General features: G+C 73.5%; 21 protein-coding genes. 7 read left to right on the forward strand and 14 right to left on the reverse strand.

The window, feature by feature from the left end; translation table 11 throughout:
* Positions 1 to 359: 359 nt before the first annotated feature.
* From ACFY1P_RS21850 to ACFY1P_RS21865, 4 genes are all read right to left on the reverse strand, one after another.
* Positions 360 to 1,250, reverse strand: a complete 891-nt coding sequence (locus tag ACFY1P_RS21850) for a LysR substrate-binding domain-containing protein (protein ID WP_361533632.1) — start codon at positions 1,248 to 1,250, stop codon at positions 360 to 362.
* Between the two features lie 77 nt (positions 1,251 to 1,327).
* Positions 1,328 to 2,989, reverse strand: coding sequence for a sigma-70 family RNA polymerase sigma factor (locus tag ACFY1P_RS21855; protein WP_390751631.1), 1,662 nt, complete (start codon positions 2,987 to 2,989; stop codon positions 1,328 to 1,330).
* Between the two features lie 105 nt (positions 2,990 to 3,094).
* On the reverse strand, positions 3,095 to 4,561 hold the full coding sequence (locus ACFY1P_RS21860; RefSeq protein WP_390751632.1) for a PH domain-containing protein: 1,467 nt from the start codon (positions 4,559 to 4,561) through the stop codon (positions 3,095 to 3,097).
* On the reverse strand, positions 4,558 to 5,085 hold the full coding sequence (locus ACFY1P_RS21865) for a PH domain-containing protein (RefSeq protein ID WP_361532340.1): 528 nt from the start codon (positions 5,083 to 5,085) through the stop codon (positions 4,558 to 4,560). Before ACFY1P_RS21865 ends, ACFY1P_RS21860 begins: the two co-directional genes overlap by 4 nt.
* A 90-nt stretch (positions 5,086 to 5,175) precedes the next feature.
* Between ACFY1P_RS21865 and ACFY1P_RS21870 the strand changes: the two genes are divergently transcribed.
* Positions 5,176 to 5,775 carry a TetR/AcrR family transcriptional regulator gene (locus ACFY1P_RS21870; protein WP_390751633.1) on the forward strand — a complete coding sequence of 200 codons (600 nt, stop codon included), beginning with the start codon at positions 5,176 to 5,178 and terminating at the stop codon, positions 5,773 to 5,775.
* A 42-nt stretch (positions 5,776 to 5,817) separates the two neighbouring features.
* Here the strand turns inward: ACFY1P_RS21870 and ACFY1P_RS21875 are convergent, their stop codons facing one another.
* The 8 genes from ACFY1P_RS21875 to iolC all read right to left on the reverse strand — a co-directional run bounded on the left by ACFY1P_RS21875 (position 5,818) and on the right by iolC (position 15,385).
* Positions 5,818 to 6,078 (reverse strand): hypothetical protein, encoded by a 261-nt coding sequence (locus tag ACFY1P_RS21875; protein WP_361532334.1) that lies wholly within the window; start codon positions 6,076 to 6,078, stop codon positions 5,818 to 5,820.
* On the reverse strand, positions 6,075 to 6,428 hold the full coding sequence (locus ACFY1P_RS21880; RefSeq protein ID WP_361532331.1) for a hypothetical protein: 354 nt from the start codon (positions 6,426 to 6,428) through the stop codon (positions 6,075 to 6,077). Before ACFY1P_RS21880 ends, ACFY1P_RS21875 begins: the two co-directional genes overlap by 4 nt.
* Positions 6,429 to 6,487: 59 nt before the next feature.
* Entirely contained in the window at positions 6,488 to 8,584 is a 2,097-nt protein-coding gene (locus ACFY1P_RS21885) for an FUSC family protein (protein ID WP_390751634.1), read from the reverse strand.
* A gap of 182 nt (positions 8,585 to 8,766) precedes the next feature.
* Positions 8,767 to 10,260: a CoA-acylating methylmalonate-semialdehyde dehydrogenase gene (locus ACFY1P_RS21890; protein WP_390751709.1), complete on the reverse strand. Its 1,494-nt coding sequence runs from the start codon at positions 10,258 to 10,260 to the stop codon at positions 8,767 to 8,769.
* A gap of 172 nt (positions 10,261 to 10,432) precedes the next feature.
* Positions 10,433 to 12,313, reverse strand: coding sequence for a 3D-(3,5/4)-trihydroxycyclohexane-1,2-dione acylhydrolase (decyclizing) (gene iolD, locus ACFY1P_RS21895; protein WP_390751635.1), 1,881 nt, complete (start codon positions 12,311 to 12,313; stop codon positions 10,433 to 10,435).
* Entirely contained in the window at positions 12,310 to 13,185 is an 876-nt protein-coding gene (iolB, locus tag ACFY1P_RS21900) for a 5-deoxy-glucuronate isomerase (protein WP_390751636.1), read from the reverse strand. Before iolB ends, iolD begins: the two co-directional genes overlap by 4 nt.
* Positions 13,186 to 13,225: 40 nt before the next feature.
* Positions 13,226 to 14,095: a deoxyribose-phosphate aldolase gene (locus ACFY1P_RS21905; protein WP_390751637.1), complete on the reverse strand. Its 870-nt coding sequence runs from the start codon at positions 14,093 to 14,095 to the stop codon at positions 13,226 to 13,228.
* A gap of 285 nt (positions 14,096 to 14,380) precedes the next feature.
* A complete protein-coding gene (gene iolC, locus ACFY1P_RS21910) occupies positions 14,381 to 15,385 on the reverse strand; it encodes a 5-dehydro-2-deoxygluconokinase (protein WP_361535409.1) in 1,005 nt (334 codons plus the stop codon).
* A gap of 184 nt (positions 15,386 to 15,569) precedes the next feature.
* On the opposite strand from iolC, the gene ACFY1P_RS21915 reads away from it, so the two are divergent.
* The 6 genes from ACFY1P_RS21915 (at position 15,570) to ACFY1P_RS21940 (ending at position 22,174) form a co-directional block, all read left to right on the forward strand.
* Positions 15,570 to 16,487, forward strand: coding sequence for a sugar phosphate isomerase/epimerase family protein (locus tag ACFY1P_RS21915; RefSeq protein WP_390751638.1), 918 nt, complete (start codon positions 15,570 to 15,572; stop codon positions 16,485 to 16,487).
* Positions 16,488 to 16,521: 34 nt separating this feature from the next.
* Positions 16,522 to 17,541, forward strand: a complete 1,020-nt coding sequence (locus ACFY1P_RS21920) for a Gfo/Idh/MocA family protein (RefSeq protein WP_390751639.1) — start codon at positions 16,522 to 16,524, stop codon at positions 17,539 to 17,541.
* Positions 17,542 to 17,948: 407 nt separating this feature from the next.
* Positions 17,949 to 18,944: a Gfo/Idh/MocA family oxidoreductase gene (locus tag ACFY1P_RS21925; protein ID WP_390751640.1), complete on the forward strand. Its 996-nt coding sequence runs from the start codon at positions 17,949 to 17,951 to the stop codon at positions 18,942 to 18,944.
* 357 nt (positions 18,945 to 19,301) lie between these two features.
* Positions 19,302 to 19,508 (forward strand): helix-turn-helix transcriptional regulator, encoded by a 207-nt coding sequence (locus ACFY1P_RS21930; protein ID WP_390751641.1) that lies wholly within the window; start codon positions 19,302 to 19,304, stop codon positions 19,506 to 19,508.
* Between the two features lie 163 nt (positions 19,509 to 19,671).
* Positions 19,672 to 19,890, forward strand: a complete 219-nt coding sequence (locus ACFY1P_RS21935; RefSeq protein ID WP_361523375.1) for a heavy-metal-associated domain-containing protein — start codon at positions 19,672 to 19,674, stop codon at positions 19,888 to 19,890.
* Between the two features lie 16 nt (positions 19,891 to 19,906).
* A complete protein-coding gene (locus ACFY1P_RS21940; protein ID WP_390751642.1) occupies positions 19,907 to 22,174 on the forward strand; it encodes a heavy metal translocating P-type ATPase in 2,268 nt (755 codons plus the stop codon).
* A gap of 402 nt (positions 22,175 to 22,576) precedes the next feature.
* On the opposite strand, the gene ACFY1P_RS21945 is transcribed toward ACFY1P_RS21940, so the two are convergent.
* Positions 22,577 to 23,863, reverse strand: coding sequence for a citrate synthase (locus tag ACFY1P_RS21945; RefSeq protein WP_361523381.1), 1,287 nt, complete (start codon positions 23,861 to 23,863; stop codon positions 22,577 to 22,579).
* A 115-nt stretch (positions 23,864 to 23,978) separates the two neighbouring features.
* Complete coding sequence (locus tag ACFY1P_RS21950; protein ID WP_390751643.1) at positions 23,979 to 26,270, reverse strand: ATP-dependent RecD-like DNA helicase; 2,292 nt, start codon at positions 26,268 to 26,270, stop codon at positions 23,979 to 23,981.
* Between the last annotated feature and the right edge of the window lie 15 nt (positions 26,271 to 26,285).

Raw genomic sequence — 26,285 nt, forward strand, 5'->3', positions numbered from 1 at the left:
GGGGGGGGGGGGGGGGGGGGGGGGGGGGGGGGGGGGGGGGGGGGGGGGGGGGGGGGGGGGGGGGGGGGGGGGGGGGGGGGGGGGGGGGGGGGGGGTGGGGGGGGGGGGGGGGGGGGGGGGGGGGGGGGGGGGGGGGGGGGGGGGGGGGGGGGGGGGGTGGGCTGGGTGGCTGACCGGGGCTCCGCCCCGGACCCCTGCGCCTGCGGCGGGCTTTTCCCCTACCCACCCCTTCCCGAAACCGGGGCTTCGCCCCAGACCCCGAACCGCGCTCCGCGCGGTGTCCTCAAACGCCGGACGGGCTGGATTTCACGAACCGTGGGTTCCTCACCTGCGGGCCACAGGCAACGGACCCGCACCCACTACCCGGCCCCACCCAAGTGCTCCAGCAACACCCCCCGCAACTCCCGCGCAGCCCGCGGCGGAGCCACGTCCTTGCGGTGCGCCACCGCGATCGTCCGCCGCATCCGCGTCCCCTCGAACGGCGTGACCCGCAGGCCCGAGCGGGCGGCGACCATGCCTGGGACCACCGCGAGGCCGAGGCCGGCGCGGACGAAGCCGAGGACCGCGTCCATCTCGCCGCCCTCGACGGTGAAGGACGGTTCGAAACCGGCCGCCCGGCACGCCGCCGTGGTGATCTCGCGGAGGTCGTAGCCGCGCCGGAACATCACCATGGGCCGGTCGGCGAGTTCGGCCACCCGGATGGCGCGGCGCCGGGTGGGCGGGGGCGCCGAGGGGGCGGTGACGACGACGAGGTCCTCGCGCAGCAGCTCGGTGGTGGCCAGGGCGGGGCCGCCGACGGGCAGCGGGGTGATGATCAGCGCGAGGTCGAGCTCACCGGCGGCGAGGGTGCGGACGAGGTCCTGGGAACCGCCCTCGTCCACCACGAGCTCGATGCCGGGGTAGCGCGCGTGATACGCGTGCAGCACGTCGGGGACCAGGCTCGCGCAGAGGCTGGGCGGCGCCCCGAGCCGCACCCGGCCGCGCCGCAGCTGGACGACCTCCTGGACCTCGCGGCGCGCCGTCTCGGTGTCCGCGAGGATCTGCCGGGCGAGCGGCAGCAGGACCTCGCCCGCGTCGGTGAGCGTGATGTTGCCCCGGGCCCGGTGGAAGAGCTCGGCGCCCAGCTCCCGTTCGAGGGCGCGGATCTGCTGGGAGAGCGACGGCTGGGCGACGTGCAGCGCGTCCGCCGCCCGCGTGAAGTGGCGGATCTCGGCGAGGGTGGCGAAGTAGCGGAGCTGCTGGAACTGCACCCGCGCATCGTATATAGCCGGAACCTATCGAGACAGGCTCCGGCATCGACGATCGCTGTCCGGCGCGGGCGGCCGCGTCAGCGCGCCCCGAACACCTGGGTCCACCGCGGGCCGCCGGGCGCGTGGTTGACGCCGACGCCGATCTCCTTGAAGGAGCAGTTGAGGATGTTCCGCCGGTGTCCGTCGCTGTGCATCCAGGAGTCCATGACGGAGGCGGGGTCCTGCTGCCCGTAGGCGATGTTCTCGCCGTACGTGCTCCAGTGGTACCCGGCGGCGGTGATGCGGTCGCCGGGGCCGGCGCCGTCGGGGTTGGTGTGGTCGAAGAAGTTGCGGGCGGCCATGTCGTCGGAGTGGCCCTGCGCGGCCCGGTCCAGGGTGCCGTTCTCGGTGACGGGCGAGCAACCGGCCTTCGCGCGCTCGGCGTTGACGAGGTCGGTGACCTGCTGCCCGAGCGAGCCGCCACCGGAGCCGCCGGCCGGCTTGGGCGCCGGAGGGGCCTTCGGGGCAGGGCGGTCGGTGGTGGGGTCCGCCTTCTTCGGCTCGGGCGACTCCTCGGCCGGGGTGCTCGCGGGGGCGGAGGCCGAGGCGGACGCGGACGCGCTGGCCTTCGGGGAAGCACCGGCGCTCGCGGAGGGCGACGGGGAGGCGCTCGGGGGCAGCGCGCCGGTGGAGGCGTCGAGCGCCTTCACCTGGGTGGGTATCTCGTCCCCGGCCGAGACCGGCCGGTCGGTGCGGTCCGTGGAATCGGTGAAGAGGTAGAGGCCGCCCAGCACGCCGCCCGCGACGACGGCCAGGGCCGCCGCTCCGGCGGCCGCCCGCTTAACGGTGCGGGGCCGGGAGGCGGCGCGGTGGCCGTGCGTACGGCCGCCACCGGCGCGGCGGCGGGCGGCGCGGGAGGTGCCCGGCACGGAGGCGGAGGCCGGGGCCGAGGCCGAGACCGACTGGGTGCGCAGGACCGCGCCGCCGCCCCACCAGCCGAGCAGCGCGCCCGCCACCGGCACCAGGCCGAGGCCGACTAGCAGCCGCTCGGCGGGGACCAGCGCGGACCAGGATCCCCCGCACGCCCCGCAGGCGCGCGCGTGCCGGGCGATGCGCTTGCGCCACAGCGCGGACGGCGCGCCGTCCCAGGGGGCCACGAGGTCGGCGAGCTCGCGGCAGCGGGGTGCGGCGCCGAGGGCGCGTACGACGCCGCGGGCGGTGTCCAGTTGTTCCTTGGTGCGCTGGACGCGGACGGCGGTGTGCGCGGGCGAGAGCTCCAGCGCGGCGGCGACCTCGGCGCGGGTGAGCTCGCCCGCCGCCTCCAGCCACCACAGGGACAGCACGGTCTGCTCGCCCTCGTCGAGCCAGCGGGTCGCCTCGGCGACCTCCCTGCGCTGGCCCTGGAGGCCCAGCCGCACGATGGTCAGGTCGACGAAGTCCGCGCGCGGGTCGGGGACTTCGGCGACCTCCTGCAAGCCACTGACGGGTGCCTCGGGGCGGGCCCGCCAGTGGCTGCGTATCTGATTGGTCGTGATGGCCACGAGCCAGGAGCGGAAGCGGGCGGGGTCCCGGAGCTCGTCCAGGCCGTTGATGACCCGCAGCATCGTCTCCTGGACCACGTCGTCGACGTCGGCGTGACCGTTGAGGGCCCGTCCGACGATGTTGTAGACGAGCGGCAGGCAGGCGGCGACGAGCTCGTCCTGTGCCGCCTGGTCCCCGGCCCGCGCCGCCTCGACCACGGCCACGCTGTCACTGTTCACGCCGCGCCACCCCTTCTCGCTTTTCCGTTCGGTCCGACACATAGGAGACGTGGGGCGACGCGCGGGATAACAGAAAAGGGAGAGAAATTTTTTGTGCGGGATTTTTTACGCGAGGAACTCCGCCACGATGCCGGGCGCGGCCGACTCCGCGAAGCCCGCCGCGTCCGCCGCCGCCATGTCGCGGACGCGGTAGCCCTCCTCACCCGCCGCGACCGCGGCCGTGAGCGTGACCACGCCGGCCCGCCGCGAGAACGGGTTGTCCGTGAACGTCCAGGCCAGGACAGCCCGCCGGTCGAGCACGGCCGTCTGCCGCCCGAACGTGCCCGCCCGCACGACCAGATGGCGCCCGCGCACCGCGTGCCCCAGCCCGCGGTACGCGCTGCGCGCGAGGGCGTACGCGACGGGGGCGGCGAGCAGGACGTAGCCCGCGGCGCAGTACAGCAGCACGGGCGTGAGCAGCCACCCGAGCACGGCCAGGGCCAGGGCCGGGGGCAGGACGCACCAGAGGAGGGCGCGCACGATCCGCCTGCGCAGGGCGACGCGCGGGTGCGGGGTGAGCCCTGTGATGCCGGTGGCCGTCCCGCCCTCGCCCAGCAGATCGGCGCACACGCGCAGCGCTTCGGCGCGGGGCGCGGGCGGCATGACGACGCTGCGCCTGCGGTTCTCCTCGCGGTTGCCGAGGCCACCGGCCACGGCCCGCACGCTCGCCCCGCCGCCGGCGCGCAGCATGAGCGGTTCGCAGAGGGTCACGCCGCGCAGGCGGGCGCGTTCGATGGAGACGGAGCGGGTCGTGAACAGGCCACGGCGGACCCGCAGCATGCTCGAACCGTCCCATTCCAGGCGGTACTTCCACCAGTTCTCGGCGTACAGCGCGACGGCCCCCACGACGCCGAGGGCGGTCACGGCGAGTACGGCCAGGGGCACGGTGATCCACAGGGCGCTGTTGCCGAACTCCTGGAAGGCGTGGCGCACGAAGCCGATGCGCCACGGCTCGACGCCGATCCCGTCGAGCACCCGCCACACCGTGCCGGCCGCGACGAAGACCCCGCCGAACACCCAGAAGGTCAGCGGCGCGTAGCGCAGCCAGCGGGGGTCGGCGACGGCGAGCACGGGGTCGTCGGCGTCGCGCGCCCCGGCGCGGGCGAGGAGTTCGGTGCGCAGCCGCTCGGCCTCGGGGCGGGCGAGGGCCTCCAGGGCCAGCCGCGCGCCCTGGCCGCCGGTGCCGGCACGCAGCACGGCGAGGCCGAGTGCGCGCTGCACGAGGTTGGCGGTGACGTCGACCGTACGGATCCGGCTCAGCGGTATCGAGCGGAGGCTCTGGGTGAACAGGCCGGTCCGCAGCTCGAAGGAGTCCGCGGTGACACGGAAGCGGGTGCGCCGCCAGGTGATGAGCCCGGCCACGGTGAGCACGGCGAAGACGGTGCCGATGACGGCGAGGGTGATCCACGCGCGGGTGTCGAGGCGGCCGCCGGTGGCGAGCGCGGTGAGGGCGAGCGAGCCGAGCGGCGCGCCCATCCAGGTGCAGTGCAGGACGAGGGTCCGGGCGTCGAGGGTGCGCCAGCCGGCGGTCATGCGGCGTCCCCGGGTATCAGGCGCGCCGCGTCCGTGATGCGCTCGGCCAGGTGCCGGGCGTCGGCGTCGGACAGCCCGGCGATCTTCACGTCGCCCGCCGTGGAGGCGGTGGTGACGGTGACCGTGGCGAGCCCGAACGACCTCTGCAGGGGCCCGCGTACGGTGTCGACGGTCTGCACCCGGGACAGCGGGGCGATCCGCCGCTGCTGCCGGAACCAGCCGCCGGCGGCGTAGACCGCGTGCTCGCCGAGCTCCCAGGCGTGGACGCGGTACCGCAGCCGGGGCATGACGAGGAGATAGCCGACGGCGGGCAGCACGAGCGCACAGGCCACGAGTGGCGCGAGCCACGGCAGGGCGCCGGGGAAGAAGAGCAGCGACAGCACGAGCAGCGCGAGGGCGACGAGCAGCAGCGGGCCGCTGACAGTGAGCACCGCCTGCACGGTCCACCAGCGCCGCGCCCGGGGATCGACGCCGTGGCGTGGCGGCCGGAGCCTGACCTGTGGACGGTGCCGTCGTGCGGCCATCGCTGCCCCCGCTTCTTTCCAAGTCAGTCGTACTGGCAACCGCTAAGCTATAGCAATACAACCGACCCGTAAAAGTGAGGGGTGGCGGACGTGCCCAAGCGCGTGGACCACGAGGAGCGCCGCAGAACCATCGCGGAGGCCCTCTGGCGGATCGCGTGCGAGCGCGGCCTGGACGGCGCGAGCCTGCGCGACGTCGCGGCGGAGGCGGGCATCTCGCTCGGGCAGTTGCAGCACTACTTCGCCAGCAAGGACGACATGCTCGTCTTCGCCCTCGGCCACATCAGCGAGCTCGCGACGCGGCGGGTGGCCGCGCGGCTGGAGGCACTGCCCGCCGCGCCCTCGCCGCGCGAGGTGCTGCGCGAGACGATCGTGGAGATCCTGCCCCTGGACGAGGCGAGCCGCACCGGCAATCTGGTGCAGATCGCCTACTTCGTCCGCGCCCTCCACGACGAACGCCTGCGCACCCACGCCAAGGAGGGCATCCCGGCACTGCGGGCCTTCTTCGCCGGCCAGGTGCGCGAGGGCATGACCCGGGGCGAGATCGCCGCGGACCGCGACCCGGACGCGGAGGCGATGCTCCTGATCGCCCTGTCCGACGGCCTGACCACCCACGCGCTCCTGGACGTCTCCTCCCGGGAGGAGACCCTGCACCTGCTCGACGCTTATCTGGAACGGCTGTTCACGCGGTAGCGGGGAGCGGGACTCCGGCCCAGGCCGGAGCGACCCGCCGCGTCAGCCGTACCAGGTGATGTCGCAGACGTACACGCAGCAGTGGCGAGGAACGACCAGAAAGCTGAGGAAGCCGCGTCCGCCGAGGAAGTCGAAGTGCCGCACGCCGCCCTCGGGCCTCGGAGACCTGCCGACCTTCTCGGCGTCCCGCCCGAGTGCGGCGAGTTCGGTGGCCAATCGCTCCACCTCGGCCATCACACCGGGCGGAAGACCCGCCGAGACGTGCTCCTCGTCAGGGTCGTACTCCCAGGACCAGTCGCTCACAGCCCCGCCTCGGTCTCCGCCGTCCGGAAGATCTGGCGGATCTCGGCGAGCAACGGCCGGAGCGCGTCCTTGGTTTCCGCGGTCCGCGCTGCGTCCTCCAGTTCGCGCAAGCGGGCCGCGCGCTCGGGGTGGCGCTCGATCGCGATGAACACGGCCCAGTGGTGCACGAAGGTCCGGAGCGGGGCGAGACTCTGCGTCTGCTGCGCGTTCGTCGTCGCTTCGAACAGGTGCTGGGTGAGGTCGGGGATCCTGCTCGGGGCGATCCGGGCGACCGCTGCCCGCAAGGCGTCCGGCGTGAGCTCCGGCATGGGGATCAGCGGGCCGTACGGACCGTCGGGCTGCGCACTCACGGTGTCCTCCGTTGCGAACGGGGTGGTCCCGGCCACCGTACCGTCAGGCTGGGCCCCCCTCACGGCCTCCGCGTCGCCCTGTTGCGGCCGCCGGGGCCCGGGGAGAGGGCTTCGGCGAGGTCGTCGAGGGCGTCCATGAGGAGGTCCGCGCCGCGGACGGCGACTCCCTCGTCGCCGACCTCCGCCTGCCAGGCGGTGAGGGCGGCGCGGGGGCCCGTCCAGTCGAGGGAGCAGCGTTCGCGTACGGCCGCGGCGGCGGCGGGGAGGGCCTCCTGGAGGGCGGCGGCGAAGGCTTCGGCGCCCTTGGAGGGTTCGGCGTCGCGGTCCGGGAGGTGGGCCTCCATCAGCATGGTGGCCCGGCCCATGGTGGCGAGCGCCGCGTCCGCCGCGCGCTCCTTCGTACGGGACAGGCCCCGGTGCCGTACGGGCTCGGTCAGGGCGCGGGCCGCCGCCTCGTCCCAGGCCGTACGGGCCGAGCGCGAGGCCAGCAGTGCCTCGCGCACCCGGCGCGGGCGGCGCTCGGACGGGCTGCCGAACGCCTTGAGCACGGCCAGGCTGTAACGGCCGTTGGCGGTCAGCCAGTCGGCGAGGCGGTCGCGCAGCCGGGGCGTCTCCCAGGTCGGGAAGAGCGCGTACGCGGCCATCGCGAGCAGTCCGCCGAGCAGGGTGAGGGCCACCCGCGCCTGGACGGTCTGCGACCAGCTCCCGCCCGCGATGCCCAGGAGGAAGACGACATAGGCGGCGATGCACGCCGACGCCACGCTGTAACCGGTGCGCATCAGCAGATACATCAGGCCGATGCACAGCACGGCGAGGCCCGCGTTCACCCACTCCCCCGGGTGGGCCACGGCGACCAGCGCGCCGGCGAGCAGGACGCCGACGACGGTCCCCGCGAAGCGGGCGACGCCCCGGGAGTAGGTCTGCCCGAAGTCCGGCCGCATCACCATCACGGAGGTCATCGGCGCCCAGTAGCCGTGCCCGAGCGGCAGCGCGGTGCCCAGCACGTAACCGGCCAGCACGACCACCGCCGTGCGGACCGCGTGCCGGCCGACCGGCGACGACCAGCGCGCCTCGCGGCGCACGGCGCTCAGCACGAGCGGCGCGAGGCGGGGCACCGAGGGCCGCGGCAGGTGCGGGTGCTCCTGCCCACCCTGCGGGGGCGTGGTGCGGACCGGTTCGTCGGTGGCGTCGACGGCGTCGCCGAGCAGCGAGATCAGGCGGTACGCGGACCGCCGTGCCGGGCCCTTGAGCATCGGCCCCGACGCGGGCACCTCCAGCGCCGCCATCGCCTCCGCCGGCAGCCGCACCGGCTTGCCCCAGCGGATGGCACGGGCGACGGCGTCCAGGACGGCCCCGGCGGCGGCCAGCAGATCGCGGGCCCGGTCGCGCTCGGGCCCTTCCGCGGGGGCGCCCAGCACGGGGTCGGCGAGCGAGGCGAGCACCGGCCGGATGCTCTCGGCCACACCGCGCGGGCCGGCGAGCTGGCGCGGCCGGTTCCGGGCCTGACGTGGGGTCAGCTCGGCGGCCTCGCGCGCGTCCATCAGCGGCTGCGGGTCGAAGCGGGCCATCGGGTCGTGGCGGAGTCTGCGCGCGTAGTCCGCCTCGGCGGCCAGCGCGTCCGCGAGCGCGTCGCGCTGCGCGCCCCAGGGCCGGATGGGCAGCAGCACGATCAGCGCGGCCTGCACCAGACCGCCGAAGGCGATGAGCCCGGCGTGCTCCAGGGCGCCGAGCAGCGACGTGGGCAGGGTGACCGTGACCAGCATGACCGCGATGGTCTGCGTCGCGACCAGCCCGGACACCGGCCCGGCCGCCCAGGCCATGCCGGCCAGCAGGGTCCACACCGTCAGCAACGTGGCGAACAGCACGTGGTCGGCGGCCGCGACGTAGCCCAGGAACGTGCTGATCGCCAGGCCCACCGCCACCGCGAGGGCGAGCACGGGCCGCGGCCGCCAGCTGCGCTGGAACGTCGCCAGGCCCGAGGCGAAGGCGCCGAACGCGGAGGAGACGGCGAGGGTGGGGTTCCCCAGCCACAGCATCAGCCCGATCACGATCGCGACCCCGGCGGCGCCGCGCACGGCGACGAGGGGCGTGAGCTTGGTGCGCTCCACGGTCAGCCCGGCCCGTGCGGTCTCTCTCAGGGCACTCGACCAGGTCATACCCCGAGCTTACGATCATGCCCGGACGAACCGGAGGTGCGGTTCCGCTCCGCTGGAGGTCCGGTTTGCCGCTGCGGGCCGGCTGTGGCCGGTCGCGCCCGCGCGGCGGAGCCGCACGACGTCGCAGCCCCGCGCCCCTTACGGGGCGCGGTTTCGCATGGACTTCGGCGCGTCCGGGCCCCCTACTTGTGGCTCGGGAAGCCCAGGTCGACGCCGCCGTCCGACGGGTCCGGCCAGCGCGTGGTCACCACCTTGCCGCGGGTGTAGAACTGCACGCCGTCGTTGCCGTAGATGTGCAGGTCGCCGAAGAGGGAGTCCTTCCAGCCGCCGAAGGAGTGGTAGCCCACCGGCACCGGGATCGGGACGTTCACGCCGACCATCCCCGCGTGGACCTCCAGCTGGAAGCGGCGCGCTGCCCCGCCGTCGCGGGTGAAGATGGCGGTGCCGTTGCCCCACGGCGAGCCGTTGATCAGGGCCAGCCCGTCCTCGTAGGTGTCGGCGCGCAGCACGCACAGCACCGGGCCGAAGATCTCGTCGCGGTAGGCGTCCATGTCGGTGCCGACGTGGTCGAGGAGGGACAGGCCGATCCAGTGGCCGTTCTCGTGGCCCTCGACGGTGAAGCCCGTGCCGTCCAGCACGACCCGCGCGCCCTGCCCGGCGGCGCCCTCCACGTAGGAGGCGACCTTGTCGCGGTGCGCCTTGGTGATGAGGGGGCCCATCTCGGACGTGGGGTCGTCACCCGGCCCGATCTTGATCTTCGCGGCGCGGTCGACGATCTTCTGTACGAGCTCGTCGCCGGTGGCACCGACCGCCACGACGGCGGAGATGGCCATGCAGCGCTCGCCCGCGGAGCCGTACGCGGCGGAGACCGCGGCGTCGGCGGCGGCGTCGAGGTCGGCGTCGGGCAGCACCAGCATGTGGTTCTTGGCGCCGCCGAGTGCCTGGACGCGCTTGCCGTGGGCGGTGGCCACGGTGTGGATGTGCCGGGCGATCGGGGTGGAGCCGACGAAGGAGACGGCCGCGACGTCGGGGTGCTCCAGGAGGCGGTCGACGGCCACCTTGTCGCCGTTGACCACATTGAGGACACCGGCGGGCAGGCCGGCCTCCGCGGCCAGCTCCGCGAGCAGGAAGGCGGCCGAGGGGTCCTTCTCGCTCGGCTTGAGGACGAAGGTGTTCCCGCAGGCGACGGCCAGCGGGAACATCCACATCGGCACCATGGCCGGGAAGTTGAAGGGCGTGATGCCCGCGACGACGCCGAGCGGCTGCCGGATCGAGGCGACGTCGACGCCGCTGGACACCTGGGACGACAGCTCGCCCTTGAGCTGCGTGGTGATCCCGCAGGCCAGCTCGACGATCTCCAGGCCGCGGGCGACCTCGCCGAGCGCGTCGGAGTGGACCTTGCCGTGCTCGGCGGTGATCAGCCGGGCGAGCTCCTCGCGGTGGCCGTCCAGGAGCGCGCGGTAGCGGAAGAGGACGGCGGTGCGGGCGGCGAGCGAGGAGGTGCCCCAGGTGGCGAACGCCTCCTTCGCGGCGGCCACGGCGGCGTCGACCTCCTCGACGGAGGCGAAGGCGACCCGCGTCGTCCGCTCCCCGGTCGCGGGGTCGGTGACCGGCCCGAACGTGCCGGAGGTGCCCTCGACGGCCTTGCCGCCGATCCAGTGGTTGACGGTCTTCATCTGCACAGAACCCTTCTGGAACGGGGGGCTTCTTACTGGCGGTGCGAGGCGCTCCGCCGGTCATCCGCGGGTGGTTCGTGGCTGGTCGCGCCACGCGGCGGAGCCGCACAACGTCACAGCCCCGCGCCCCTTCGGGGCGCCGACGAACCGCACCGGACTTCGTCGAGCCCGCTCAGAGGTGACGACGCCGGGCCGCCACCTGCCGCTCGTACTCCTTCCGGGCGGCGACGGCCGCGGGCCGGCCGGCGGTCTCGGCGACAGGCACATCCCACCACGCCTGGGCAGGGGGCGCGCCCGGCACTGTGTCGGCCCTTTCGGTCTCCACATAGACACATGTGGGGACGGTGGCGGCGCGCGCCCGGGTCAGCGCCTCCTCCAGCTCGCGGACCGTCCGGGCGCGCAGCACCGACATCCCCAGGGAGGCTGCGTTGGCGGCGAGGTCGACGGGCAGCGGGTCTCCGGTGTACGTGCCGTCGGCGGCCCGGAAGCGGTAGGCCGTGCCGAAGCGCTCGCCGCCGACGGCGTCCGAGAGGCCGCCGATGGAGGCGTAGCCGTGGTTCTGGAGCAGCACCAGCTTGATGGCGATGCCCTCCTGCACGGCCGTCACCAGCTCGGTCGGCATCATCAGATACGTGCCGTCGCCGACGAGCGCCCAGACGGGGCGGTCGGGGCTCGCCATCCGGACGCCGATCGCGGCGGGGATCTCGTAGCCCATGCAGGAGTAGCCGTATTCGAGGTGGTAGTCGCGGCGGCCGCGGGCGCGCCAGAGCTTGTGGAGGTCGCCGGGGAGCGAGCCGGCGGCGTTCACGATCACGTCCGCGGGGGTGACGAGGCGGTCGAGCGCGCCGAGCACCTGGGCCTGGGTGGGGCGGGCGTCGCCGTCGGGGCAGGAGAAGGCGCGGGTGACGGCCTCGTCCCAGGCGGCCTTCCCCCGGGCGCACTCCCGCGCGTACTCCTCGGGCACGCGGTGGCCCGGCAGCGCCTCGCCCAGTGCCTCAAGGCCGGCCCGCGCGTCGCCGACCAGGGGCAGTGCGGCGAGCTTGTGGGCGTCGAAGGAGGCGATGTTGAGGTTGACGAAGCGCACCCCGGGCGCGGCGAAGAGGGTCGAGGAGGCGGTGGTGAAGTCGCTGTAGCGGGTGCCGACGCCGATGACGAGGTCGGCGGTGCGGGCGAGTTCGTCCGCGACGGCGGTGCCGGTGTGGCCGAGGCCGCCGACGTCGCAGGGGTGGTCGTGGCTCAGCGTGCCCTTGCCCGCCTGGGTGCAGGCGACGGGGATGCCGGTGGCGCTCGCGAAGGAGGAGAGCGCGTCGTACGCCGCGCTGTGCGCCACGCCGCCCCCGGCGATCAGCAGCGGGCGGCGGGCGGCCCGTACGGCCTCGGCCGCCTCGGCGAGGGCGTCGGCGTCGGGCACGGGGCGGCGCACGCGCCAGACGCGGTCGGCGAAGAACGCCTCCGGCCAGTCGTACGCCTCGGCCTGCACGTCCTGCGGCAGGGCGAGGGTGACGGCACCGGTCTCGACGGGGTCGGCGAGCACCCGCGCGGCCTCCAGGGCGGCGGGGATCAGCGCCTCGGGGCGGGTGACGCGGTCGAAGTAGCGCGAGACGGGCCGCAGGCAGTCGTTGACGGAGATGTCACCGGCGCCGGGGTGTTCGAGCTGCTGGAGCACCGGGTCGGCGGGCCGGGTGGCGAAGGTGTCGCCGGGCAGCAGGAGGACGGGGATGTGGTTGACGGTGGCGAGGGCGGCACCGGTGACGAGGTTGGTGGCGCCGGGGCCGATCGAGGTGGTGACGGCGTGGGCGGAGAGCCGGTCGCGGTGGCGGGCGTAGCCGACGGCGGCGTGCACCATGGCCTGTTCGTTGCGGCCCTGGTGGTAGGGCATGGCGTCGCCGGTCTCCAGCAGCGCCTGGCCGATCCCGGCGACGTTGCCGTGGCCGAAGATGCCCCAGCAGGCGGCGATCAGCCGCTGCCGGACGCCGTCGCGCTCGGTGTACTGGTGGGCGAGGAACTCCACCAGGGCCTGGGCGACGGTCAGTCGCCGGGTGGGTGCGGTCATCGGTCCTCTCCCGCGGTGCAGAGCGGCAGCCTGGGGTCGACGGGCTGCCCGGGCCAGGTGCCCCTGATCCAGGCGTGGTCGGGGTGGTCCCGGATGAGCCACTCCCGTTCGGGCGCGGGCCCGGCCATGACGTTGAGGTAGTACATCGTGTGGCCGGGGGCGGCGACGGACGGGCCGTGCCAGCCGTCGGGGATCAGCACCGCGTCACCGCTGCGGACCTCCGCGAGCACGTCCGTGCCACCGGGCCGCGAGGGCGAGACGCGCTGATAGCCGAGCCCGGCCTCGCCCTCGATCTCGAAGTAGTAGATCTCCTCCAGCAGCGACTCCTCGCCGGGGTGGTGCTCGTCGTGCTTGTGCGGCGGATAGGAGGACCAGTTGCCGCCCGGGGTGAGCACCTCGACGGCGATGAGCCGGTCGCACGCGAAGACCCCGGCGGCGGCGAAGTTGTTGACCTGCCGCGAGCAGTTGCCGGTGCCGCGCAGCTCCACGGGGACGTCGGCGGCGGGGCCGTAGCGCGCGGTCAGCCTCCTCCCGCAGCGCGCCCCGGCGAGCGCGAACCGGCCGCCCGTGCCGGAGTCGAGCGTCACCTGCGCGTCCCTCGGCACGTAGACGAAGTCGCTCACCCCCTCGAACACGCTCTTCCTGCCGCGCAGTTCGAAGACCTGCCCGTCGACCGCGACCGTGCACCCCCCGGCCAGCGGCAGCACGATCCACTCGCTGTCACCGGCCGTGAAGGTGTGCGTGGACCCGGGCGAGAGGGTGAGGACGCGCAGCGAGGAGTGGCTCCACCCGGCCTGCTCGGGCCAGATGTCCAGGGCGTACGGGCCGTCGGCGGCACTGCCGGCCGGCAGGTGGTTGGTGGCGAAGGTCATGAGTTCTCGTCTCTCCTGACGCCGTGTGGGGACTCAAGCGTCACAGGAGTCCTACGGCCGTGTCGACGGCACCGGCCACGTCCCCGTCGGCCGGATAGAGCAGGGAGCGGCCGACGACGAGCCCCTGCACGGTGGGCAGCCGCAGGGCCGCGCACCACTTCTCGTACGTGCCCTCCGCGACGTCACCGCCCAGCAGCACGGTGGGGAGCGTCGTGGTCTCCAGCACCCGGGCCATGTCGGCGGGGTCGTCGGTGACGGGCACCTTGAGCCAGGTGTACGCGGAGGTCCCGGCGAGCCCCGAGGCGACGGCGATGGAGGTGGTGACGGCCTCGGCGCTCAGGTCGTTGTGCACCCGCCCCGCCACGCGCCGGGAGAGGAACGGCTCGACGAAGACGGGCAGTCGGCGCGCGGCCATGTCGTCGATGACGCGGGCCGCGGAGTGCAGGGTCCGCAGCGAGCCGGGGTCGTCGTGGTCGATGCGCAGCAGGAGCTTGCCCGCGTCGAAGCGCAGCCCGGCCAGGTCCTCGGGGCGGTGTCCGGTGAACCGGTCGTCCATCTCGAACGCGGCGCCCGCGAGCCCGCCACGGTTCATGGACCCGATGACGACCTTGCCCTCCAGCGCGCCGAGCAGCAGCAGGTCGTCGAGGACATCGGCAGAGCCGAGCACGCCGTCGACGCCGGGCCGGGACAGCGCGAGGCAGAGCCGCTCCAGCAGCCCGGCCCTGTCCGCCATCGCGAACGGCCGCCCACCGACGGCGAGGGCGCCTCGGGCGGGGTGGTCGGCGGCGATGATCATCAGTCGGCCGGTGTCGCCGATGAGCGGCCGCGTCACTCTGCGGGCGGCGGCTTCGGCGATGGCTTCGGGGTGCCGGCTTCTTGTTCTGGCGAGGTCGGCGATGTCGATTCTCACGTCTGCCTTCGGCTTGGCGGATGGTCTTGGTGGGTTGCGCCTGCGGCGGGCTTTTTTCCCCAATCCCGCCCCTTCCCGAACTGGGGCTTCGCCCCAGACCCCGAAGCACGCTTCGCGCGCTGTCCTCAAACTCCCCCAGACTTCGTCCGGGGGGACCCCCAGCAGGGCGCTCTCCGCCGCAGGCGGCAACGGCGGGACAGCCGGGGGCCTGGGGCACGCGCCCCAGTTTCGGGAAGGGGCGGGGCTGGGGAACAAAGCCCGCCGCAGGCGCAGCGGACCGCCCCCCTACCCACCCGACCCGCCGAGGAGACCCTCGATCTCCGCAGGCGCCGGCATAGCGGACGAACACGACAACCGAGAAGCCACGATCGCCCCCGCCGCATTCGCGTACCGCAGAGCCGCCTCCAGGGAACGCCCCGCCAGCAAGCCGTCGCACAGCGCACCCCCGAACGCGTCGCCCGCGCCCAGCCCGTTGAGGACCTCGATCTCCACGGGTGGGACCTCGGCCGTCGTGCCGTCCCGGTGGACGGCGAGGACGCCCTTGGGGCCCTGCTTGACGACGGCCAGTTCGACGCCGGCGTCGAGGAGCGCCCAGGCCGCCGCGAGGGGGTCGCGTTCGCCGGTGGCGACCTCGCACTCGTCGGCGTTGCCGACGGCGACGGTGGCGTGGGCGAGGGCGGCGGCGTAGTAGGGCCGGGCGGTGGCCATCGCGGCGGCGCCCGTACGCCCGCCGTCGCCGGAGGCGCCGCCCTCGCCGCCCCAAAAGAGCGGCCGCCAGTCGAGGTCGAAGACCGTGGTGCCCCGCTTGGCGCGGGCCGCGAGCGCGGCCAGGGTCGCGGAGCGGCTCGGCTCCTCGCACAGCCCCGTGCCCGTCACCCAGAAGATCCGGGCGGCGCGCACGGCGTCCAGGTCCAGCTCGGTGGTGTGGATGTCCAGGTCGGGGGCCTTGGGGCGGCGGTAGAAGTAGAGCGGGAAGTCGTCCGGCGGGAAGATCTCGCAGAAGGTCAGGGGGGTGGGGTGGGCGGGCACGGCGGTCACCCACCGGTCGTCCACGCCGAAGTCGCGCAGCGCCCGGTGGACGTATTCGCCGAAGGGGTCGGCGCCGGTGCGGCTGATCAGCGCGGTGCGGCGGCCGAGCCGGGCGGCGGCGACCGCGACATTGGCCGGCGACCCGCCGAGGAACTTCCCGAAGGTCTCGACCTCCGCCAACGGCACGCCGGGCTGGAGGGGATAGAGGTCCACCCCGACCCGGCCCATCGTGATCAGGTCGTACGGTCCCGTCTCGCTCATGGGGTCAGGTCTAGCCGGGGCCTCACGACCGTGTCAAGGAATTGTCCTTACATATAGACGTACCCGGGCCGGACTTGACGTGACGTCCGAATGTCCGGACGTAACCTTGACACCCCGTCCGCCCGGCGGGGAAGCTACGGAGGAGCCCCGCCCCTCGTCCGAGGCGACCCGAGGAGAGCCGCAGATGCCCCCCAGCCCCGCTCCGTCGCCCGCGTCCCGCATCCGGGTGGGTTCCGCCCCGGACTCCTGGGGCGTGTGGTTCGCCGACGACCCGGCCCAGGTCCCCTGGCAGCGCTTCCTGGACGAGGTCGCCGACGCGGGCTACGCCTGGACCGAGCTCGGGCCGTACGGCTATCTCCCCACCGACCCCGCCCGGCTGCGCGAGGAGACCGGGCGGCGCGGCCTCTCCGTCTCCGCGGGCACCGTCTTCACCGCCCTCCACCGCGGCCCCGCCGTCTGGGACGCGACCTGGGAGCAGGTGGCGGCGGTCGCCGGGCTGGCGCGGGCGACGGGCGCGCGGCACCTGGTCGTCATCCCGTCCTTCTGGCGCGACGACCGCACCGCCGAGGTCGTCGAGAGCCCGGAGCTGACGCCCGAGCAGTGGCACCACCTGGCCACGGGCACGGAGCGGCTGGCCCGCGAGGTCCGCGACCGCTACGGCCTGGAGACCGTCGTCCACCCGCACGCCGACACCCACATCGACACCGAGGCGCACGTCGAGCGCTTCCTCGACGCGACGGACCCCGCACTGGTCAACCTGTGCCTGGACACCGGCCATTACGCGTACTGCGGCGGCGACAGCGTCAAGCTCATCGAGACCTACGGCGAGCGGATCGGCTACCTCCACCTCAAGCAGGTCGACCCGGCGGTCCTCGCGGACGTGGTCGCGAAGGGCACGCCGTTCGGGCCCGCCGTGCGGCAGGGCGTGATGTGCGAACCACCGCTCGGCGTACCGGCGCTGGAGCCCGTGCTCGCGGCCGCCGCGAAGCTGGACGCCGACCTGTTCGCGATCGTGGAGCAGGACATGTACCCCTGCCCGCCCGACCGTCCGCTGCCCATCGCCCGGCGCACCCGGCGCTATCTGCGGGGCTGCGGCGTCTGACGGCGTCCCGCACGGAAACGAGGAGACACCCACCATGACGCAGCAAGGCACGCTCGGCGTCGCCGTCATCGGCACGGGGCGGATGGGCGCCGACCACGTCCGGCGGCTCGACCGGGTCATCAGCGGGGCGCGGGTCGCGGCGGTCGTCGACGTCGACGGCGACCGCGCGAAGCGGGCCGCCACCGGCATCGACGGCTGCACGGCCTACACCGACACGGCGGCCGCCCTGTCCGCCCCCGACGTGGACGCCGTGCTCATCGCCTCCCCCGGCCCCGCGCACGAGGCCGCGCTGCTGGCGGCGTTCGCGCGCGACCTGCCCGTGCTGTGCGAGAAGCCGCTGACGCCGGACGCCGCGTCCGCGTTGCGCGTGGTGGAGGCCGAGGCGCGGCTCGGGCACCGGCGCGTCCAGGTGGGCTTCATGCGGCGGTACGACGCGGAGTACCGCCGGCTGAAGTCCCTGCTGGACGGCGGCGGGATCGGGCGCCCGCTGATGCTGCACTGCCGGCACCGCAACGTCGCCACGCCGCCCGGCTTCACCGAGCAGATGATGATCAACGACTCGGTGGTCCACGAGATCGACGCCACCCGCTGGCTCCTCGGCCAGGAGATCACCGCCGTCACCGTCCTCAAACCGGCCCGCTCCCCCGCCGCGCCCGAGGGCCTGAGCGACCCCCAGCTCGTCCTCCTGGAGACCTCCGGCGGCGCCCTCGCGGACGTCGAGGTCTTCGTCAACTGCGGCTTCGGCTACGAGGTCCGGTGCGAGGCCGTCGGCGAACGCGGCAGCGCGCGCATCGGCGAGCCGGGCGGCCCGCTCGTGAACACGGCGGGCCGCTGGGGCGGCGAGATCCCCCAGGACTTCGTGACCCGCTTCCGCTCCGCGTACGACGAGCAGGTGCAGCGCTGGGTGACGGCCACCCGCTCGGGCCGCACGGAGGGCCCTTCGGCGTGGGACGGCTACGCGGCGGCGGCCGCCTGCGAAGCGGGCACCCGGTCTCAGGCATCGGGTGCCCGCGAGGTGGTCGACTTGGCGCGGCGGCCGGCGCTGTACGACTGATGTCCGCCTGCGGCGGGCTTTGTTTCCCCTACCCCGCCCCTTCCCGAAACCGGGGAGACCCCGGACCCCAGCGCCCTTGGGGGTCCCCCCGGACGAAGTCTGGGGGAGCGTCCTCAAACGCCGGACGGGCTGATTTCAGCCCGTTGGGGGCACCTCTGGGGGCACCCCCGGACGGAGTCTGGGGGAGGTAGCTGGGGGAGTTTGAGGACAACGCGGCGAAGCCGTGTTGCGGGGTCTGGGGCGCAGCCCCAGTTTCGGGAAGGGGCGGAGTAGGGGAACAAAGCGCCGCAGGCGCCAATGGACCCGCACCCGACCACGGGTCCGGGGCGGAGCCCCGGCCGCGGCGGAGCCGCGCATCAGATGCTGCGGGAAGGGGCGGGGCTGGGGAAAAAGAAAGGGGCACCACCATGCGTATCGGACTCATCGGCGCAGGCCGCATCGGCTCGTTCCACGCCACCGCCCTCGCCGCCAACGACGACGTCCACGACCTCCTCATCGCCGACGCCGACGACCACCGCGCCACCACCCTCGCCAAACGCCTCAACACCCGCACCACCCCCCTCGACACCCTCCTCCGCACCGTCGACGCCGTCGTCATCACCACCCCCACCGCCACCCACGCGGAGCTGATCACACGCGCCGCGGAAGCCGGTCTGCCCACCTTCTGCGAGAAACCCGTCGCGCTCGACCCCCACCGCACGCGGGAGGCGCTGCACGCTGTCGAGGAGGCGGGGACGCTGTTGCAGATGGGGTTCCAGCGGCGGTTCGACCCGGGGTTCCGGGCGGCGCGCGAGGCGGTGCGGGCGGGACGGCTGGGGCGGGTGCACACCATCCGGGCCGTCACCTCCGACGCCGCTCCCCCGCCCGCGGACTTCCTGCCCCTCTCGGGCGGTCTGATCCGCGACTGCCTGATCCACGACTTCGACGCCGTGCGGTGGCTGACGGGACGTGAGGTGACGGAGGTCTACGCGCGGGGTTCCGCCGGCGGCGCGGCGTTCTTCCGGGAGGCGGGCGACGTGGACACCGCGGCCGCTCTGCTCACCCTGGACGACGGCACACTCGTCACCGCGACCGCCACCCGCTACAACGGAGCCGGCTACGACGTACGCATGGAGCTGGCCGGCGAACGCGACCAGTGGGTGGCCGGGCTGGGCGACCGTACGCCCACGACATCGGCCGAGCCCGGCGGCCCCGGGGCACCGGAGCGGCCCTGGGCGGACTGCCTGGAGCGATTCGAGGCGGCTTACCGAGCCGAGTTGGCTCATTTCCTACGGGCCGCGCGCGGCGAGGCACCCAACCCCTGCTCCGGTCAGGAGGGCCTGGCGGCACTGCTCATCGCGGAGGCATGCGAACGGTCCCGCCGGGAGAACCGCCCCGTGCGGGTGGCCCGGCCGGACTCGTGACAACTGCGGGACCCGAGACCAAGCCCGTCCGGCGATTGAGGACACACCCGAAGGGTGTTCTGCCGCACTGGACAACGGCGAGATCCACAACAGCCCGGCCGGCGTTTGAGGCCGCCCGCCGCTGGGGGCACCTCCCAGCGGTAGCTGGGGGAGCAACGAACCCGCACACGACAACGGCGAGCAACCCCCACCACCCCGCAAAACCGTCACGCTTCGGTCACAGAGCGCCAACAACCCCTCGCCGCCTGTCACTCGGCGTCGTTCACAGGGCAAAGGCTCAGTGATCACGAAGGCCGCGCCCCGGCTTCCCCGACGGATCCCCCTCCGTCGCCGGGGCGCAGCGGAGAGGCGCGAGAGATGACCGATCGTCGACTCTGGTCCTACAAAGAGATCGCGGCACACATCGGCGTACAGACCGACACCGTCCGGACCTACCGCAAGCACGGCATGCTCCCCACCCCCGATCTCGTCGAGGGCGGCAAGCCCTACTGGTTCGCGGACACGATCCGCGACTGGGTGGCCGCACGTCCCGGCAACCGCTCCCGGCGCGCAGCCGAGGACTGACCGGATATCGCCCCCACAGGGGCCCCGGGCCGGACTTCCGGCCCGGGGCCCCTGGCCGTGCACACCCCGCGGGGCCTTTGGAACACCCCTTCGGGAATACCCCCAGGGGGTAAGCTGTTGTCGCTGTTGTCCGACGACGCACGACCCACCGAGGGGAACCACCATGAGCGACTCCACCACCGTCTACCAGGTGACCGGCATGACCTGCGGCCACTGCGAGTCCGCGGTCACCGAAGAGATCTCCGCCCTCGCCGGGGTCACCTCGGTGAAGGCCGTCGCCGCGACCGGCCAGGTCACCGTCACCGCCGCGGCCCCGCTGGACGACGAGGCCGTCCGCGCCGCCGTCGACGAGGCGGGCTACGAGCTCACGGGCCGCGCCTGATCACCAGGAGTCCGCGATGAACAGCACGGCCCCCGCCCCGAAGGCGCCCGCTCCCGCCGAGGTCGAACTCGCCATCGGCGGGATGACCTGCGCGTCGTGCGCCGCCCGCGTGGAGCGCAAGCTCAACCGGATGGACGGCGTCCGGGCCACCGTCAACTTCGCCACGGAGAAGGCGCGCGTCGCCCTCGGTGAAGGGGTGGCGGTGGCGGACGTCATCGCCACCGTGGAGCGGACGGGCTACACGGCCGAGCCACCCCGGGCCCCCGAGCCCGCGGCGGCCGCGGCACCGGAGGCCGGCGGCGCAGGAGCCGGCGGCGGGGAAGCCGACGCGCTCCTGCGGCGGCTGGTCCTCTCCGCCGTGCTGTCCGCGCCGGTCGTGCTGCTGTCGATGGTCCCGGCGCTGCAGTTCGACAACTGGCAGTGGCTGTCCCTGACGCTCGCCGCGCCCGTCGTGGTCTGGGGCGCGTTCCCCTTCCACCGGGCCGCGTGGACGGGCGCCCGGCACGGCGCGGCGAGCATGGACACCCTGGTCTCGATCGGCACGCTGGCCGCGTTCGGCTGGTCGCTGTGGGCGCTGTTCCTCGGCACGGCCGGGATGCCGCACATGCGGCACGCCTTCTCGCTGACCGTATCCCGTACGGACGGGTCGTCGGCGATCTACCTGGAGGCGGCGGCCGGGGTGACGACGTTCCTGCTGGCCGGGCGCTGGCTGGAGGCGCGGTCCAAGCGGAAGGCGGGGGCCGCGCTGCGGGCGCTGCTGGAGCTGGGCGCCAAGGACGTGACCGTCCTGCGGGACGGCCGCGAGGAGCGGATCCCGGTGTCCCGGCTGGCGGTCGGCGACCGCTTCGCCGTGCGGCCCGGGGAGAAGATCGCGACGGACGGCACGGTCGTCGAGGGCGCGTCCGCGGTGGACGCCTCGATGCTGACCGGCGAGTCGCTGCCGGTGGACGTGGCCGTGGGCGACACGGTGGCCGGCGCGACGGTCAACGCCGCCGGGCGGCTGGTCGTCGAGGCCACCCGGGTCGGCGCGGACACCCAGCTCGCGCGGATGGCCCGGCTGGTGGAGGACGCGCAGAACGGCAAGGCCGAGGTGCAGCGCCTCGCCGACCGCGTCTCCGGCGTCTTCGTGCCCGTGGTGCTGCTGATCGCGCTCGGCACGCTGGCCGGCTGGCTGCTGGCGACCGGGGACACCGCGGCCGCGTTCACCGCCGCCGTCGCCGTGCTGATCATCGCCTGCCCCTGCGCCCTGGGCCTGGCGACGCCGACCGCGCTCATGGTCGGTACGGGCCGGGGCGCGCAGCTCGGCATCCTGATCAAGGGGCCGGAGGTGCTGGAGTCGACCCGGCGGGTGGACACGGTCGTGCTGGACAAGACGGGCACGGTGACCACCGGCCGGATGGGGCTGTACGACGTCGTCACCGTGCCGGGCGGGAGCGAGCGCGAACTGCTGCGGCTGGCCGGGGCGGTGGAGCACTTCTCCGAGCACCCGGTCGCGCGGGCCGTCGCCGCCGGAGCGGCGGAGCGGACCGGCGCGCTGCCGCCCGTCGAGCACTTCGAGAGCCTGGCCGGGCTGGGCGTGCGGGGCGTGGTCGAGGGGCACGAGGTGCTCGTGGGCCGGGAGTCCCTGCTGGCCGACGCCGGGATCGCGCTGCCCGCCGGGCTCGGGGAGGCGCTGGATGCGGCGCGGGCCGAGGGCCGCACGGCCGTGGCGGTGGCCTGGGACGGGGCGGCGCGGGGCGTCGTGTCCGTCGCCGACACCGTCAAGGGGACCAGCGCTGAGGCAGTGGCCGGGCTCAGGGCCCTGGGGCTGCGCCCGGTGCTGCTGACCGGCGACAACGCCGCGGTGGCCGGATCCGTCGCCCGCGCGGTGGGCATCGACGAGGTGATCGCCGAGGTGCTGCCGCAGGACAAGGCCGACGTCGTCCGGCGTTTGCAGGGCGAGGGCCGTACGGTCGCGATGGTCGGTGACGGCGTCAACGACGCGGCCGCCCTGGCCACGGCCGACCTGGGGCTCGCGATGGGCACCGGCACGGACGCGGCCATGGAGGCGGGCGACCTCACGCTCGTCCGCGGTGACCTGCGGGTCGCGGCCGACGCCATCCGGCTGGCCCGGCGCACGCTCGCGACCATCAAGGGCAACCTCTTCTGGGCGTTCGGCTACAACGTGGCCGCGCTGCCACTGGCCGCGGCCGGCCTGCTCAACCCGATGATCGCGGGAGCCGCGATGGCCTTCTCGTCGGTCTTCGTCGTGACCAACAGCCTGCGGCTGCGCGCGTTCCGCTGAACCCGGGCCGGCCGGGGTCCGGATTCACGTAACCCATAAAAGCGACACAACACCCACACATTCACCCCCTTGCCCTTTTACGTCCAGTTATGGCAGGAGACCTAGATCACAGCGATTCCGACGTAACCATTGCGGGGGGTCGTGGGTCTAACCAGGCAGTGCTGGATCGTCTTGGGGGACGGTACCGGCCACGCGTGGCCGGGGCACGTACACCGGGGAGCTTTGAGCGGCCCTCCCGTGCGTACGGGTCCCGGCAGATCGCGTCGGCACCGCGCACCGCGGCTCCCGGCCGGATCCCGTGGGGGGAATCCGTACCGGGGAACGGAAAGCGCCCCGCTCCGACCCGTGGGGGGATCGGTAGCGGGGCGCTTTTCTCTGTCCTGGGCCCTGAACGGCCTCGGATCAGCCGCGGCCGAGCGGGAGGTCACGCTCCACGACGCCGGTGTAGATCTGGCGCGGGCGGCCGATGCGGGAGCCGGGCTCCTTGATCATCTCGTGCCACTGGGCGATCCAGCCGGGAAGGCGGCCGAGCGCGAAGAGCACGGTGAACATCTCGGTCGGGAAGCCCATCGCCCGGTAGATGAGACCGGTGTAGAAGTCCACGTTGGGGTAGAGGTTGCGCGAGACGAAGTAGTCGTCGGAGAGCGCGTGCTCCTCCAGCTTCAGCGCGATGTCCAGCAGCTCGTCGGACTTGCCGAGCGCCGAGAGGACGTCGTGCGCCGCCGCCTTGATGATCTTCGCCCGCGGGTCGAAGCTCTTGTAGACGCGGTGGCCGAAGCCCATCAGGCGGACGCCGTCCTCCTTGTTCTTCACCTTGCGGATGAAGGAGTCCACGTCGCCGCCGTTGGCCTGGATGCCTTCCAGCATCTCCAGGACCGACTGGTTGGCGCCACCGTGCAGCGGGCCCCACAGGGCGCTGATGCCGGCGGAGATCGAGGCGAACATGTTCGCCTGCGAGGAGCCGACCAGGCGCACGGTGGAGGTCGAGCAGTTCTGCTCGTGGTCCGCGTGCAGGATCAGCAGCTTCTCGAGGGCCGAGACGACGACCGGGTCGAGGTCGTACTCCTGGGCCGGCACCGAGAACGTCATCCGCAGGAAGTTCTCGACGTAGCCGAGGTCGTTGCGCGGGTAGACGAACGGGTGGCCGATCGACTTCTTGTAGGCGTACGCGGCGATCGTCGGCAGCTTGGCCAGCAGACGGATCGTCGAGAGGTGGCGCTGCTTCTCGTCGAACGGGTTGTGGCTGTCCTGGTAGAAGGTGGACAGCGCGCTGACCACGGACGACAGCATGGCCATCGGGTGGGCGTCACGCGGGAAGCCGTCGAAGAAGCGCTTGACGTCCTCGTGCAGCAGCGTGTGCTGGGTGATCTCACCCTTGAAGGTGGCGAGCTCGTCGGCGGACGGCAGCTCGCCGTTGATCAGCAGGAACGCCGTCTCCAGGAACGTGCTGCGCTCGGCGACCTGCTCGATCGGGTAACCGCGGTAGCGGAGGATGCCCTGCTCGCCATCGAGGTAGGTGATAGCGGACTTGTACGCGGCGGTGTTGCCGTAACCGGAGTCCAGGGTCACCAGCCCGGTCTCGGCGCGGAGCTTGCCGATGTCGAAGCCCTTGTCGCCGACGGTGCTGTCGACCACCGGGTAGGTGTATTCGCCGTCCCCGTACCGCAGTACTACAGAGTTGTCGCTCACGTCATCCCTCACCGACGTTGTGCCTCTTCTTCGAGGTGCCCTGACTACCCCTACCTTCCCCCATTTGGACGATGCACGTGCACTCGGGGTCGGCCATAGGGCCTAAAGACGGCACTCAGTGCCGCCCAGCCTGGCCATACTGCCCCGTTCGCCCCGGTTGGTAAACCGTCTGGGAAGGAATGCCGCCTGCATCACTTCCGCCGGGGCCCGCACCGAGCCGGTGGTCCAGGGCCGTGCATCTGCGGCCTGCGGAAACGGTGCGCACGGCCTGGCCGAGGGCCTTGCGGGAGCCCACCAGGACCACCAGGCGCTTCGCCCGGGTCACGGCGGTGTAGAGGAGATTGCGCTGGAGCATCATCCACGCGCCCGTGGTGACCGGGATCACCACCGCCGGATACTCGCTGCCCTGCGAGCGATGGATGGTCACGGCGTAGGCGTGGGAGAGCTCGTCGAGCTCGTCGAAGTCGTAACCGACCTCCTCGTCCTCGTCGGTGCGCACGGTCAGGCGCTGCTCGACGGTGTCCAGGGCGGTGACCACGCCCACCGTGCCGTTGAAGACGCCGTTCTCGCCTTTCTCGTAGTTGTTCCGGATCTGGGTGACCTTGTCGCCGACGCGGAAGACCCGGCCGCCGAAGCGGCGCTCCGGCAGGTCGGGGCGGGCGGGCGTGATCGCCTGCTGGAGCAGGGCGTTGAGGTTGCCCGCGCCGGCCGGGCCGCGGTGCATGGGGGCCAGCACCTGGATGTCGCGGCGCGGGTCGAGGCCGAACTTCGCGGGGATGCGCCGCGCCGCCACCTCCACGGTCAGCCGGCCCGCCTCCTCGGTGTCCTCCTCGGGGAAGAGGAAGAAGTCGGCCAGGCCCTGAGTGATGGGCTGCACACCGGAGTTGATGCGGTGGGCGTTGGTCACCACGCCGGACTGCTGAGCCTGTCGGAAGATGCGGGTGAGCCGCACGGCCGGGACGGGACTGCCTGGCGCGAGGAGGTCACGGAGCACCTCTCCGGCACCCACGGACGGCAGCTGGTCGACGTCGCCGACGAGCAGCAGGTGGGCGCCCGGTGCCACGGCCTTGACGAGCTTGTTGGCCAGCAGCAGGTCGAGCATGGACGCCTCGTCGACCACCACCAGATCGGCGTCCAGCGGCCGGTCCTTGTCGTACGCGGCGTCACCGCCGGGCTTGAGCTCCAGGAGCCGGTGCACGGTGGAGGCGTCGGCGCCGGTGAGCTCGGAGAGCCGCTTGGCGGCCCGCCCGGTGGGCGCGGCGAGCACGACCTTGGCCTTCTTGGCGCGGGCCAGCTCGACCACCGACCGCACGGTGAAGGACTTGCCGCAGCCGGGGCCGCCGGTGAGGACGGCGACCTTGCTGGAGAGCGCGAGCCGCACCGCCTGCTGCTGCTCGGGGGCCAGCTCGGCGCCGGTGCGGTCGGCGAGCCAGGCCAGCGCCTTGTCCCACTCGACGGTGCGGAAGGCGGCCAGCCGGTCGTCCTCGGCCCGCAGCAGCCGCGTCAATTGACCGGCGAGGGAGAGCTCGGCGCGGTGGAAGGGGATGAGATAGACGGCGGTCACGGGCTCGCCGTCGGGGCCGGGCACGCGCTCGCGGACCACGCCCTCCTCTTCGGCGGCGAGCTCGGCGAGGCAGTCGATGACGAGCCCGGTGTCGACCTGGAGGAGCTTGACGGCGTCGGCGATCAGCTTCTCCTCGGGGAGATAGCAGTGGCCCTGGTCGGTGGACTGGGAAAGGGCGTACTGCAGACCGGCCTTGACGCGCTCGGGGCTGTCGTGCGGGATGCCGACGGCCTGGGCGATGCGGTCGGCGGTCAGGAAGCCGATGCCCCAGACGTCAGCGGCCAGCCGGTAGGGCTGATGGCGGGTCACGGAGATGGAGGCGTCGCCGTATTTCTTGTAGATCCGCACGGCGATGGAGGTGGAGACGCCGACGCCCTGGAGGAAGACCATGACCTCCTTGATGGCCTTCTGCTCCTCCCAGGCGGCGCCGATCATCTTCGTCCGCTTGGGGCCGAGGCCGGGGACCTCGATCAGCCGCTTCGGGTCCTGCTCGATGACGTCCAGGGTGTCGGTGCCGAAGTGCTCGGTGATGCGGTCGGCGATGCGGGGGCCGATGCCCTTGATGAGGCCGGAGCCCAGATAGCGGCGGATGCCCTGGATCGTGGCGGGGAGCAGCGTGGTGTAGTTCTCGACGGTGAACTGGCGGCCGTACTGCGGGTGGGAGCCCCAGCGGCCCTCCATTCGCAGTGACTCCCCCGGCTGCGCGCCGAGCAGGGAGCCGACGACCGTGAGGAGATCGCCGCTGCCGCGGCCGGTGTCGACGCGGGCGACCGTATAGCCGCTCTCCTCATTGGCGTAGGTGATCCGCTCCAGAACCCCTTCGACCACTGCCATGTTCGCCATGACCCGACGGTACCG

The organism is Streptomyces sp. NPDC001407, assembly GCF_042895325.1.
In the GTDB taxonomy this organism is placed as follows: domain Bacteria; phylum Actinomycetota; class Actinomycetes; order Streptomycetales; family Streptomycetaceae; genus Streptomyces.